The 13489-nt window shown below is 56.8% G+C and carries 8 protein-coding genes; 4 read left to right on the top strand and 4 right to left on the bottom strand.

What is annotated here, in order from left to right; genetic code table 11:
- Window positions 1-81: 81 nt before the first annotated feature.
- The 4 genes from AC25M7_RS15610 to AC25M7_RS15625 all read left to right on the top strand — a co-directional run bounded on the left by AC25M7_RS15610 (window position 82) and on the right by AC25M7_RS15625 (window position 7121).
- Window positions 82-1071: a DNA-binding protein gene (locus tag AC25M7_RS15610; protein ID WP_486971232.1), complete on the top strand. Its 990-nt coding sequence runs from the start codon at window positions 82-84 to the stop codon at window positions 1069-1071.
- A gap of 679 nt (window positions 1072-1750) precedes the next feature.
- Entirely contained in the window at window positions 1751-2668 is a 918-nt protein-coding gene (locus tag AC25M7_RS15615; protein ID WP_486971233.1) for a radical SAM protein, read from the top strand.
- Window positions 2665-3072, top strand: coding sequence for a DUF6375 family protein (locus tag AC25M7_RS15620; protein WP_486971234.1), 408 nt, complete (start codon window positions 2665-2667; stop codon window positions 3070-3072). The genes AC25M7_RS15615 and AC25M7_RS15620 overlap by 4 nt, the downstream gene beginning before the upstream one ends.
- 14 nt (window positions 3073-3086) lie before the next feature.
- Window positions 3087-7121, top strand: coding sequence for an NACHT domain-containing protein (locus AC25M7_RS15625; protein WP_486971235.1), 4035 nt, complete (start codon window positions 3087-3089; stop codon window positions 7119-7121).
- Window positions 7122-7864: 743 nt separating this feature from the next.
- Here AC25M7_RS15625 and AC25M7_RS15630 read toward each other — a convergent pair.
- The 4 genes from AC25M7_RS15630 to AC25M7_RS15645 all read right to left on the bottom strand — a co-directional run bounded on the left by AC25M7_RS15630 (window position 7865) and on the right by AC25M7_RS15645 (window position 13190).
- Window positions 7865-11059 (bottom strand): tetratricopeptide repeat protein, encoded by a 3195-nt coding sequence (locus tag AC25M7_RS15630; RefSeq protein WP_486971236.1) that lies wholly within the window; start codon window positions 11057-11059, stop codon window positions 7865-7867.
- Window positions 11060-11525: 466 nt separating this feature from the next.
- Window positions 11526-11831: a hypothetical protein gene (locus tag AC25M7_RS15635; protein WP_486971237.1), complete on the bottom strand. Its 306-nt coding sequence runs from the start codon at window positions 11829-11831 to the stop codon at window positions 11526-11528.
- Between the two features lie 643 nt (window positions 11832-12474).
- Window positions 12475-12792, bottom strand: coding sequence for a hypothetical protein (locus AC25M7_RS15640; protein ID WP_336201791.1), 318 nt, complete (start codon window positions 12790-12792; stop codon window positions 12475-12477).
- On the bottom strand, window positions 12789-13190 hold the full coding sequence (locus AC25M7_RS15645) for a hypothetical protein (RefSeq protein WP_486971238.1): 402 nt from the start codon (window positions 13188-13190) through the stop codon (window positions 12789-12791). Before AC25M7_RS15645 ends, AC25M7_RS15640 begins: the two co-directional genes overlap by 4 nt.
- Window positions 13191-13489: the final 299 nt, after the last annotated feature.

Raw genomic sequence — 13489 nt, forward strand, 5'->3', positions numbered from 1 at the left:
TAACGTATTATAAATGAATATTACGGCAAATCAGGTCGGATAAGATTTAATTATCAGACCTAAATGGGTGGAGGGTAGGGCATGGCAGTAGGTGTACCAGAAAATGATGTGTTTGCCGCGGCAGACGTGGTGCTCGCCCGTGGCGAACGGCCGACGGTGGAACGGGTACGCCTGGAGTTGGGACGCGGCAGCCCGGCGCGGGTCGGTGCTTTGCTCGATCAATGGTGGGAACAACTGGCCGGGCGCCTGCGCGGCGAAACCCGCTTACCCGGCTTGCCGGCGGAGGTGGCGCAGGCCTTCGTGGCCATTTGGCAGCAGGCCACCCTGATGGCGCAAGGTGTCGCCGAGCAGGCCCTGGATACCCAGCGCCAGGTGTTGGCCGAGGAGCGCGAGACACTGGCAGCGCTGGAAGCCCGCGCCCGCCTGGAGGTGCTGCAGGCACAGCAGCAAACCGCTGAGGCCGTCAACACACGACAACGCGTGGAAACCCGCCTGGCTGATCTGGAACAGCTGCTAGTTCAGCGCCAGGCGCAAATCGACGACCTGCGCGCGCAACGCGACGCGCTGCAGACGCAGCGTGACGAATCCCAGATGCAGGTGGCCGAGCTGCGGCAGCAGTTGCACGACAGCCGCGAACAGGCCGAGCAGGCGCGCGTTGAGCAACAGCGCTATACCCGCGATGTCGAAGACCGCGCCTATCGCGAGATTGATCGGGCCCGCGAAGAGAGCAAGGGCCTGAGCGCCCAACTCAAGGACACCCAAGGTCAGTTGCACGGGGTGCAACAGACACTGGCGGTCGCGCAGAAGGCCCTGGCCGAAGCGTGTGAACAGCGCAGCACTGCCCAGGCGCAGAGCGTGGCACTGACCGAACAGCGGGATCAGGCACGCCTCACCGCCCAGCAAGCGGGCGAGCAACGCCAGGCTTTGCAGGACCGTCTGCAGCGCGCCGAGGTGGAGCTGGGGGAGGCGCAGCGTAGCGCGGCAGCCCACGAAGCTCGTGCGCAGACCCTGGACGTGCAGTTAGGCCAGTTGCGCGATACCCTGCAGCAGAAACGGCGTCAGCGTTCTTGACCGGCGCCAGCCGCGGCAGCGGCTGGCGCTCGCCATACCGTTCAGCAAAGCCATACGCTCCCGACACCATGCCTGAGGCGCTCAGCACACTTTGCGCACGTTTCAGCAAGTCGCTACCTTCTGGCAGCGCGGCGACGATCTCTCGCATCAAGGGATAGGCCCCCGTGTAAGTAACCCGGTCGGTGAAGAACGCGCTCTTTACGGAGAATTACAACGGTCGCGAGAGTTTAGAACCTGTCATAGCAATGTTTGAGGTACAGCGGGTGAGCATCTTTGACCAGGCCGAGACCTGTGACAAAACAATAGTACATTCGCGTCGGTGATCAGCAGAAATCGACCTATTGATGTCCTTCGCAAAGGACGGATATCGTCGGTCAAACGTAGCCACTCGGCGTTAGCGACACGACGGCCATTATCGGTCAGAAAGCGGGGGCTGCGACTCCGCACTGCCCTGGCATGATCGAAGCATTCGAGCGCACGGTGCAATTTGCCTCATGTAAGTTCTCTGTGATCAATCCGTGATCATGTGAGAGCTGCGCCCGCGAATCGGCAGCACACGGGCTCTGGAACTGACTTACAGTAGGGCGCTAAGCAGACGATTGCACCAGAAGTTGCCTCAAGAACATTGGCACGTTAGATGACCCATTTAAGCTAGAACTGCTTTCGGTGATAATGCCTTATGAAATCCAGATACGGCCCAAACGGGGTGCATTTTTTCGATCGAATTTCAGGCCTGAATCTCCTGCTGGACGAGCTGCGCCCGGAGGAGGCAGATTGGTCGAGGTCTCCCCGCCAGGTATCCATTGCACTCACCAATGTTTGCGACCTTCACTGCGCGTACTGCTACGCGCCGAAGCACAAGGCGTCGCTGCATACCGATCAGGTGCTCGGTTGGTTGAAAGAAGTGGATAAAGATGGGGGCCTCGGCGTCGGATTTGGCGGCGGCGAGCCCACGCTGCATCCTGATTTCGTCGACTTATGCAAACGGGTTGCGGGAGAGACTCAGCTCGCGGTCACATTCACCACTCACGGTCATCGCCTGACGCCCCAGCTGGTCGAACGCCTCAAGGGCTCGATTCACTTCGCACGCATTAGCGTCGACGGGGTCGGTCGCACCTATGAAGAACAGCGCGGGAAGCAGTTTTCCAGCCTGCTCAGAGGCTTGGAGTCGATTGCGACCTTGTCGCCCTTTGGGCTCAACGTCGTGGTCAACGAGCGCACGGTTGCAGAGCTTGACGCGATAAGTCAGCTCGCGCAAAACGTTGGGGCTAGCGAATTGCTGTTGCTTCCTCAGCAAGCAACAAGCGCGGTCGCAAGCATTGATGGAGTGGTCGGCCGAGCCCTTCAGGACTGGGTCTCCAACTACGGAGGTAAGATTCGTCTTGCAGTTAGTGAGGCGGGGGCGTCAGGACTGCCTACCTGTGACCCGTTCCCCCATGAACGAGGTCTTCTGGCATATGCGCACATAGATGCGTCCGGCATGCTTCGCGCGAGTTCTTACTCGCCCGCCGGCGCGAAAATTGGAGACGCAGGCGTTCTGTCAGCGCTTCAGCGACTCAGAAATACCTTCGAGGTCCAAGGAGAGACGCAAACATGAAGATTTGGAACGGATACGGGTCTGAGCATTCGATGAACCTGGTTCTCATCGGCAAGTTCAAGCGAGCGCAAGACGCCGAGAAGGTCGAGAAGGACATTGACAAGCTCAGCGCTCAAGCTGCTAAAGACGACAGCGACTCCATCCCTTTTGCTAAACCTGAGAATCAGAGATTTTCAGATAACATGCTCTCGTTGCTGTGCAGTCTGAACCTCAATACCTTAGGGCCGGCTGATCTCGGCCAGTTGGTATCCGATCATCACCTCTCGCGTGAAGGCGATAGAATCACTGTCACGACTGACGAGGCGGAGGTGTCCGCGTTCGTGAAGCTCTTCATTGAGGCTGGGGCTAAGGTCGAGGTCTTCTCTGCGCACGACTACCCGTCCGATTCTGCCGATGCCAGCTGACAGGGAAAACGCTGATGCCTGCAATAAATTGGGATGTATTCAGCGAGCTACCTGGAGCCGCGGACGAAAACTTCGAGAAGCTTTGCCGCTCTCTGGTGCGCCGACACTACGGACACTACGGTCGCTTCAAGCAACTCGCAAATCAGCCTGGCGTGGAGTTTCATCTTCAGCTGACTGAGTCTTGTGATCTCGGAGCGCCGCCACGCTGGATTGGCTGGCAGTGCAAATGGTATGAACTGGCAAACGGACAAGACTTGGGCGCCACGCGCAAACAAAAGATCATCGAGGGCATGGAGAAGACGCGCAAGCATGTCCCAGGTGTGACCGATTGGAAGCTTTGGACGCACCACACGCTGACAAAGGGGGACCAAGAGTGGTTCTTCGCACTTGAGAAAGACCGCTTCCCCGAGTTGAAGTTGGAGCTGCTGACAGCTACGGACATCGAAGACCTCCTAGTGGGGCCGGGAGCACTACTTCGAGAAACCTACTTCGGCGAGCTCGTTCTGACGCCTGCACTGCTTGCTGAGCAGCATAGGCTCGCTGCTGCTCCATTCAAGCGCCGATACCAACAGGAAGTTCATGTTGTCGTTGGAGCAGAGCAAAAGGTGCTCAGGAATCTGGGCGGCCAGGGTGCGTGGGACTCACTGGAGAAACTCTCGAGTGGCCTCAAGACGAATTGCACGGACATCGCTTCGCTCACGGGGCAACTCAAAGCCGAACTCAAGGCCGAAGTCGACTCGCTCCTGGCTAGAGCCATCGGATTGGCTGGCCTGCTAGATGACCTGCACACAGCGCTCGGCAAGGGCGACTTCGACGCTGTACAGCAATTGCTGGCGGCGAACCCGCCGCAACCGGTGCGCTACGACAGGCTTCTCTCGAAGCTACGTGGGGCTCGTTCAGGTGGGGCTCCGTTAACCGCAAATCTGGTCGCGGATATCCACGCAGTTTCGTCGGAGCTGCTCAGTCTGGAGAGATCGATCGGCGTTCGAGCCGTAGCCGTACTTGCAGCTGCGGGTGAAGGAAAATCCGAGCTTGCCGTTAAGGTGACGCAGCCAGGCGGAGACCTCACCGGTGGTGTCTTGCTGCTGGGCAAGAATCTTCATGCAGGCCAGGGGCTTGACGACCTTGTGTCTGCCTTCAAAATTTCTGGCAGGCCAGCGGAGAGCTTCGACCGGCTGGTTGAGGCCGTTGATGCGGCGGGGCAGCGCGCTGGCAAGCGCATCCCAATTGTAATCGACGGCTTGAATGAAGCAGAAGACCCGAGAAATTGGAGGGATGAACTCTTCCGGGCGGATGAGCTTCTGAAAGACTTTCCGTACGTCATGCTGGTTGTCACGCTACGCAATGAGTTCGCACCGATGTGCCTGCCGGAGGAGTTTCCTCAAGTTGAGCACAACGGGTTCCAAGAAGATCCGCAGACGGCCATCGACAAGTACTTTGAGTACTACAAGATCGACGCCACCGACGCGGATCTGCCAATCGAGTTCTTGCAGCACCCGTTGACGCTGAGAGTTTTCTGCGAGGTGGCGAACCCTCGGCGCCAGCACGTTGTCGGAGTGGAGGCGCTGCCCAGTTCGCTTGCAAGCCTGTTTGAAGCGCACTTCAACAAGGTTGCCGAACGGGTTGCTGAGCTTTCACCAACGGCGCATCGCATCTATCAAGATGAAGTCCAAGATGCGCTGCTGACGATCGCGGGTCTCCTCTGGGAGGGCAACGCGAGAAGCGTGGAGTTCAAAGCTGCTCGGACGGCAGTTCAAGACGTGGGCCGTTGGGACGTCAGCATCATTCGCGCACTGGAGTCCGAAGGTGTCCTTGTTCGAACGACTTCTGGAGAAGGCGGACAAGGAATCGCGTTTTCATACGACCTGATGGCTGGACATATGATGGCGCGCTATCTGCTTGCCCGGCCTGCCTTGGCGCAGTGGCTGCAAAGCGATGAAGGACGCGCGCACTTTCAATTCCGTGAGCGTGGTTCGCATACCTTCGCCTATGACGTGTTCCAGGCTCTGGTTGGCCTGTATCCGCAACGCCTTGACAGGCGCCAGCTTTGGCAAGACTTGTCGGACGAGAACCTTGTCATGAACGCACTATTGTTGACGGCGCAATCAGACCCAAGGCACATCGGGCGGGAGACGGTCGAACGGTTCGCGCGCGCAATGCAGGAGTCGAAGCGGTTTGCGCGGATCGCATTCACGAGGCTTCGAAGTACAAGGGCAGCGCGAGCGCATCCGTTTGACATGGACTTCTTGCACGGCGTGCTGTTGGCCATGCCGAATACGCAGCGCGATCTTTCCTGGTCGGAGTGGGTTCGCGAGAGATCTGAGGATGTTAAAGACGACTTCGAATTCCTGTCGACCAGGTGGAAGTTGGGGGACCTAGACGAGCGAGAGATCCGGCGAGCGCGCTGGGTAATGTGGACGCTGACGTCGACGTCCAGAAGCCTGCGCGACGTGGCCACCAAGACCCTGTACGAATTCGCAGCCAAGCGGCCTAGGGAGTTTTTCCGGCTGGCAGTGGAGTCAATTGCCGTTTCAGACCCATACGTCCCCGAGCGGATGTTTGCCACGGCCTACGGTGCAGCGTTGACCACGTGGTCGGACATCAATGCTGTGGAGATGCGTGAGGCACTGCCTAGCCTCGCGCGTGAGATTTATCGAGCGATGTTCGCGCCTAGCGCGACGCATCCTACTTGGCATGCTCTCCTCCAGCAGTATTGTTTGGGAATCATTGCCATCACAAGGATGGTGGATCCAGCTTGCATGTCTGAGGACGAGGCAGATCATCTCCTTCCACCGTTTAGTCATCTACCCAATCCGTTTGCGAATATGCCGCAGTACGCTCCGGAGGTGGTCGAACGTGCGAAATGCGGGGCGATTCGAATGGACTTCGGCAACTATACGATCGGGAGACTGATTCCACGTCGGTCGAACTACGACGACCGCAATCCAGAGTACCAGAAGGTGCTGCCAGCACTCGTTTCGCGAATGCTGGTACTTGGCTATGACCCTGAGCAGTTCGAAGCTGTTGACCAGCAAATGAACTCCGGCCCTCGTATGGGTAATGACAAGCACAAGGTCGACAGGTACGGGAAGAAGTACGGCTGGATCGCTTACTTCGAGATGTGGGGGGTACGGTACGCGCAGGGCCTTCTTGCCGAGGAACGCGGCGCTCGCCCCTCAGATGCGGACATCGACCCGACGTTCCCGGTCGAGGCCGCGAGCATCGACCTGCCGCTCCCAGACTTGTTCAGTGGTCAGCCGACGGATGCTGGTGACTGGATAGTGAGAGGGCCGCAACCAGACTACTGTGGCATCTTGGAGATCGCAGAGATTGATGGCGTGACCGGGCCGTGGGTCGTACTTGACGGATTCCTCGAACAAAACGCTCCCGCTGATGACCGACAGGTCTTCACCTTCCTCCGCGGTCTATTCGTGGACAGCGGAGAAGTCGACCGTCTGTGCACGTTGTTCACCGGTCTCGAGTATCCCGGCAATGATGCTATTCCGGAGGAGCCAGGCTACTACTACACCTATGCGGGTGAGATGCCTTTCTCCTCGATTCCGGGTCTGCCTAACGCTAATGAGCAGGAGGGCGACCGCGCCGAATACATGGTGTCCGCTGATCGGTGGTCAGAAAGTGGCGTCGCGGTCGACATCCCAGTGCAGAAGTACAACTGGGAGAGCTACCACAGCGTGATGAACCAGAACAACGGTGCAAGCCTGCCTTCTAAACTGCTCTGTGAGGCTCTGAGTCTCAGGTATCGCGCCAACAAATGGGACTTGCACGATGCTTCAGGCGTGGCGTCCCTGTACCGCGAAGTCGGCGAGTATGGCTCGCAGGTCAGTGGTTCTTTCAGCTATCTGCGTCGTGACCTTCTTGACAGCTACTTGACGCAGTCCGGCAAGGCGCTGGTGTGGCTCATGTGGGGAGAGCGTGGCTTTCATCACCGGTCGGCCGAGGCGCACAACCTGCACGAGTACTACGCGGACCACCAGCATATTCACAAGCGTGTTGACGTCTATCAGCCTGCTTCGAGCACTCAATCGTAGGCCAGTTCAGGCGAGGGGAGGCCGCCATTCTTGGGCGCAGTAGCCGTTTATGAGGGGGGGGAACCGGCGGCGGATTCAGTATTCGTTATGGATTCGCCGTTCGACGGCCTGACCAAGTCGCCTCACGTTCAAATCAGCGCTTCGGGCACCCGCTATCCGGCGCACCATTTGCCGGCACGACTGGATAACAAAGTCAATTGACTTCGCCGGCGTCAGCTCTCGAACCGCATAGGATTTAAGTGTCGTACAAGCGGTCATAGCGCTCTCGTCTCGCCAGGTGCGTAACCGCTGCCAAGTGGTCAATCAACCCATGACGCGCTGAATGAACTCTGGTGATAATCGTGTCGGCAGCACAGAAATATCCATGACCGGTTACAGCCTTAATCGGCCAACCAAAACTAAGTGATGACCGGCTGCTTCTGCCCGATTGTTGTCCTCCGGGAAGGCAGCTATGGGTCGATTTCTGCCAGTCAAGGCTCACCCCGTGCGCAGGTCAAGTCCGATGCAAACAACTGGTCAGGTCGAATGCAAATGAATGGTCAGTGGCAACGCAAACGGGTAGTCATGGGGAGTGCAACTCTCCACACAGGCTTAGGAGACGGGATAACTGTCAAGCATCGGCCACGTAGATGCACCGTTTGATCTTCGCCCACCGCTATGCACAGACAGTACCCGTCTGCGCGTAATCTCAGGGCGAGCTGGGGTTATCAAGTCCGTCAGCGGCAACACCTGGAGGGATGCGCCTAGGTAGTCGCATACCCTCGGGACACCAGGAACAGATGCTCCATGTCATGGGGACCAACCTCGGCGGCTGTCTTCACATGCAAGTTTCTTTTAAGGAGGTAAACATCCTTGATGATTTCTGGGGGCTGCCCAAGCTCCATCACTGCCGGGACCAGTAGGTAACAACCTGCCCGCTGGTGATCGTCAAGAAATCTGCAAAGGTTGATATCGGTCTCAGGGGTCATCGTCATCGAGCGTGATGCGAGGCTTTCATACTGGGAGTCCGTCACGCTTTCGCTGGGCCTTGATGTAATGACCAACCCATAGTGGGTTGCTGGCTGATTGCACAGCTGTCGGATGATGCTGATATGAAGGGCTTCGTTTTTATCGACCGCTCCGAAGCGATCGCGCCAGCGTTCAAAAATCTTGATTGCACTGCTGCGATCTTTGAACAAGAGTGCCATGAAGGGTGGAGCGCTGTGGCTGAACGTGCCGTAGGCGGTCCCTAACCAACCGGCGCGATCCCACAGGTGAACATCAATCACGGAACGCACTGTCAGCTGACGGTGGTCCTTTAGCGTCGCCGGAAAGTCAGTGTTACCGCTTTGTTCCTCCGATTGAGCGAGGCGAGCCTCGGCCACAGTTTCGCGTATGACCTGCGGTCGGTGAGGTTTGGCCGCATAACAGTGGGGATTTCGCTCATTCCACATGTCCAGCCGTGCAACGCCATTGAACATGCGCTCCCGACTGTTGCATACAGACCCGATCATCGCCAGGCGATCCATGGCCGCATCGGACTTGAACAGCTGCTCGATCGCCACTTCGAATTCTTTAATGTGGCAGGTTGCCGTGAAAACGTTGGTGGCGACGCGCAGCAATAGATCCAGAAACTGGGCGTGCATGGGTGGAGCACCTGGAAACACACCGGCAGGCCAGATGACGGTGGCCCGCATACGCTCAAGATCAATGTGCACGTCGACCTGTGGTCCATCCGTTTCCACAACCTCGATCTCGAACAGCTCGGCATGCGCATAGGCCTCCACCTCAAAAGCAGTCGCGAAGAATGCTTCTAGGGTCCCTGCAATCGCTTCAGATACCGTGATGGCGGTGTCGGAGGGTTGATGGATGACGTTCACCTGCATGCCGAGCACCTTGGTAGCTAAGACCTGGTGATGGCCATCGTTCAGAATCACAGGACGCCAAGCTTCTTTCACGCACGGTTGGCTCGCCAAAAAGCTGAAGAACTTCTCGATATTTTCAGTGGATTCGTCCTGTGGAACCCAACCTTCCTCACGTAACAGGTGTTCATAGCCGAGCAAATATAACAATGTGAACCTGCTGATGGGCAGGTCGAGCGCGAGCAGAACATCAGGGAGTATCGCTAGGCGTGGAGCCTCATCAGCAGCAAAATTCAGCAACTGGCAGGCGAAGAGCCGGTCGAAATCCGCGAGTTGTGTATCCGCGCGCTGCCGCGTGGTGTCATCACAGGACACCGCTTTCAAGCACCCTTTGGCGAGCTGCAGCGCCTTAAGCATCTCGGGCAGGTGTTTAAGTTGAAGCGCTTGCCAGGCAGTGTTCATTAACGCAGGAAACAACTGGGAAGAGAGCGCACCAGTGGTCTCTGCCTCGATAAAAAGCGCAGTTGCAGCGCCGGTGCAGCTGGCACGAGCCGCCCAATGCAGACCTGCGCTCTGATAAGCCAGCCCCAATTGCAGCTGTGCATCGACCAAACGGTCGACTTCTTCCTTCTTGGAGAGCAGCAGCACGGCTTTACCTAACAGGCGGATCAACTCCATGTTTTGATCCAGTTCCAATTGCCTCGATCGATTGAGCAATATCCGCGCGGCCTGAATTTCACCCGTGCGTTTCACGACGAAATCGGACAATTGGTCCACCAATCTACGATAGCCGCGATCGGTCCCGGCCACGTGGCCGAAGACCTCGATCATGCGGCTCAAGCGCTCGGCGTCATACTCGCCCAGGCATTCCGCCTTGCCGAGGATGTCACCAAAGCGCGGCCATATCGCAACCAGACGCTCGGGTGCTTTTGCAAGGACCGCCGCGTTGACTTGGAACACCAACGCGGACGTTGCCGCTTCCAGGGCGTTATTGGGTCGGCTGGAGTCATTGGCCAGCGCCTCCAATTTGTCGACCAATCGACCGACGCGAGCCTCAAGCTTGACTTGCTCGGCCGTGCGCACGCCATGGATTACCAGGCTGTATAGCAGCTGGGCGAGATTACACAGCAGCTCAAGGTTGACGGCATGGTCGCTATCGATGACCCGGGCTTCGAAGCTGTCGTAGCCGTCCAGCAGTGTGGAGATATCGTCATACCACCAGAACGCGGTCCACAACGCTTCGTAGCGTGCCGCGTATTGCTGGCGTAGGGCGCCTCCATCGTCAGCGAGGCGGACTGCGCGCTGGAACCTGCCGTCAACTTCAAATCGCGGCAGTTCTAACCCGCGCGCAAGCTTCGCCGCGACCAAGGCTTCTGTGGCGCGCTCCATTTCCCTGCCGACGAATCCCGCCGGCTCGCTCAATGCGCGTTCAATGTCGTCAAGTTGCTGTTGGCGTGAGTAGTCTGTGGGACCCAGCGCTCGCGTGCTAATTTGCTCGCCAATCCCCAAGTAATTGTACGCGAGGTCCTGGCGGCCGTTTTCAATGACTTCCTTGATGATCCAGCTGCGGTCGTGGATGACGACCTGCACGCCATACTTGTCGCTGAGTTCGTCTTCCAGCCGGGCTCTATCCTTGGCGCGGGCAGGCCTGGACGTGACAAAAAAGACTTTCTGATAGCCACGCTCGGTATCCATGATGCCGGCGACATCCGCCCTGACCTTGTCTGCCCAGGCTTTTTTCGCGCTGAAGGCAAACGCCCAGCGCTCGCAACCGCTGTTAGCCTCACCGATGTAGGTGAGCGTTTGGATTTCTGACGACACGGGTGTGGTTTCGGTATCCGCCTTGCTGTCGCCACCACCCTCCGGGCCGGTTGCTGGCCTGAGGTTGGGACAGATCGTCCGCTCGCACAGCTTGCGGCAGAAAAGTTCGAAGTCGTGTGTCTCGTTGCGGTCGGTAATGGTTTCGAGATGGTGCGACAGTATCTCGGCCCTGAGGCCATGCTCGAATTGGTCGCTAGAGTCCGAATAGAGCTCTGGCCGGAGTTGGCGCATGAACTGCGATGGACTGTTTACCGCATCTCCAGCGAATCTATGCATCACGCGTCTCATTGATCGGTAGATAATCAGCGATTGTTGTAGAGCTTTCAAAAATGCGTCAACCAGCCTCTAGTAAACCTCATGCAGCACTGTACGGCAGATTGCGACTCAACGGAACATCACGTCTGATGTGCCATCCTAACCATAAATATCACTGTAAGGCGCCCGTGCCCTGCGACTTAGATAGGGCAAGCTGAACGTGCGCCAGCGGTTAAACGTTTCAGTCGGTGCATCTCAAGGCAAGGAGTATTCTCTTCACCCAAGTGAAAGCCTTGACGCCATGCAGTGCAGCGGGCATTACGCCTAGTCAAGGGTTAGCAGACCGAGCACTGATCAGAATCTCCTCCGTGCGTGCAGGTCCGTTTCAATGCGCGATGAGGTTTTTTGCTTGTGTCGATCCCCTGTCTCTCTGCGACCTGCGAAGCACACTAGTGTGTTTGATTTTTGATCTATATCCCTGGGCGTGTCAGTGGCCATCGCGAAAAAAATCATCTTGAGACAACAAGCCCAACTCGTCCTTAGATAATTGGGAATCTTCCCCAAGCAAATTGGAAGTCCTCCGTTCTTGCTTGAGATACGCTAGGGTGGCAAAGAAGCAGGACTCGCATAAGTGCAGCTCGTAACGCGAGCCATCATGAGAAGCACCGTAGCCCCAATGTGCTTCGAGTCTCCCATATTGGAAATTACCGTCAACCAGCCGGGTATTAACACCGCATACATCACAAAGAATATCTGTCACTGCGTCGATTTCAACTCGGCCAAAGATTTTCATAGTCCCACCTCAATCGCGGCATTTACTCAGCATAAAATGGAGCGGATCATTTGTTGGGCTTACTAAGCATTACGCCTACTGAGCAGCATTTGATTGCTCCAGACATCTGTCGTACCCATCTCATCCCTGCGGAGGTTCGAGTCTCAACCTTTGCGGAGCAGGCCAATGCCGACAGCATTCACCTAGGCATCGTGCAGGCCATCAGCTTGTTCAATTCCTCAGCATAGCAACCCTGGATCGCGTGCGTCAGGCCCGTTTAGCGATGCGTGTCGCTGTCACTCGTGCAATGAAGAAGACGACTACCTTGACGCCGACTGGGCGAAATCGTTGCCGTTGATTTGAGCGCAAGATTGGGGATGCCGCCTGGGACCATTGCGTCATTACTGATGTGCGGCTGATCGGACGTTACGGCCCGCTAGCCTATAGTGAAAGACAAAATGTCCAGGCCCAACCACCTCGCCTTCTTTGTCTGGCGGATAATGGTGAACGGGTTCCAGATTAGTGCAAAACGGCGCTAGTTGATCAAGGTTGTAGCATTCCCCCTTTCTTACAGCTCGCGGATGATACTCCGATTAATCGGCTCCCGAATAAGTACGAGTTTTATTCTGCCCGATGTTCTGCGCACAAGCTCTTTCATTTTTCATCAGAGGCCTAGAAACTGATTGAGGTCTGCTGTTTTTGAATAATTATACTCCTTAGGTGAAAAGCGTCCATGTGGGCCAAACAGTAATTTGGCCGTTAGGTGTTCGAGATAGGTGATCGCCTCCGGTTGCGCATATCGCATAAAGCACTCGCGCTGTGCCGCAGATAGGCAGGCTCGGTGCTTCAGACATGTTTTCACCATTTCCGCCAGTACATAGCCGCGTATGTCGTATCGCTCATCCATGGCGCAAAGGATGGTTCGATAGCATAAGTGATAGTTGGGTTGCTGGCCGGTCTGTAGGTAGGCGTCGTTACTCATCCTTGACTCCCGGCCTGCCAGGAAGCCAAAAATTGCAGCACCTGCTCAACTTGGCCCTGACTGACTAGTTGCTCCGCAGTTCGCCCCTCGAAAGTTAACAATTGATCTTGGCGGAACCAACCAATTGCTTGCTCGATAGTCGCACCTGTCTCAGTCACCGTCAGAACCACACGTAGGACATCTGTTATGAAGCGTGGCGCTGCTTCGGAGTCAGTCTTGGTTGCACCATCTGACTGGCTTTTGCGATACGTAGCGAGGTAAACGTCAAACTCAGCTGGGTTGAGGGCAAAAACCCTGGCGTAACGCTCCCCTGGAGAGGTCGTCCCTTTCGTGTTGCGTAGGTAATCAGCCAATTCAGCAGCTGACAGCGCGCTTAATTGAAATGCCTCTTGGTTCATGACTTGTTCCCCTCGCGACCTTTAGTTAACAGCATGCCCCCAAATCAACAGTAAGCAAAGCCATAGCTGTGTGGCTTTTATGGTCGACGTGGCAAGGGCGGTCGTTCAGCGGAATCGTATGTACGCCACGGATGTGGAGCTTTCACGCAACGGCCTAGGAGCATCCCCCGATGACACAGTAGACACAGAGAGGGTTAGGCGGAACGACTAAGACCACGCGATGGTGGTGGGCGGCCTGGAACTAATGTTTAGGGAATGTGCGGTATGGTCGATTTGGGGGTTTGACTTACCGTTTTTTG

This window comes from Pseudomonas sp. P106(2024), from assembly GCF_057480815.1.

Bases quoted from the DNA above. Each gene is read 5' to 3' on its own strand.
- AC25M7_RS15610 (WP_486971232.1), top strand. From the start codon at position 82: ATGGCAGTAGGTGTACCAGAAAATGATGTGTTTGCCGCGGCAGACGTG.
- AC25M7_RS15615 (WP_486971233.1), top strand. From the start codon at position 1,751: ATGAAATCCAGATACGGCCCAAACGGGGTGCATTTTTTCGATCGAATT.
- AC25M7_RS15620 (WP_486971234.1), top strand. From the start codon at position 2,665: ATGAAGATTTGGAACGGATACGGGTCTGAGCATTCGATGAACCTGGTT.
- AC25M7_RS15625 (WP_486971235.1), top strand. From the start codon at position 3,087: ATGCCTGCAATAAATTGGGATGTATTCAGCGAGCTACCTGGAGCCGCG.
- AC25M7_RS15630 (WP_486971236.1), bottom strand. From the start codon at position 11,059: ATGCATAGATTCGCTGGAGATGCGGTAAACAGTCCATCGCAGTTCATG.
- AC25M7_RS15635 (WP_486971237.1), bottom strand. From the start codon at position 11,831: ATGAAAATCTTTGGCCGAGTTGAAATCGACGCAGTGACAGATATTCTT.
- AC25M7_RS15640 (WP_336201791.1), bottom strand. From the start codon at position 12,792: ATGAGTAACGACGCCTACCTACAGACCGGCCAGCAACCCAACTATCAC.
- AC25M7_RS15645 (WP_486971238.1), bottom strand. From the start codon at position 13,190: ATGAACCAAGAGGCATTTCAATTAAGCGCGCTGTCAGCTGCTGAATTG.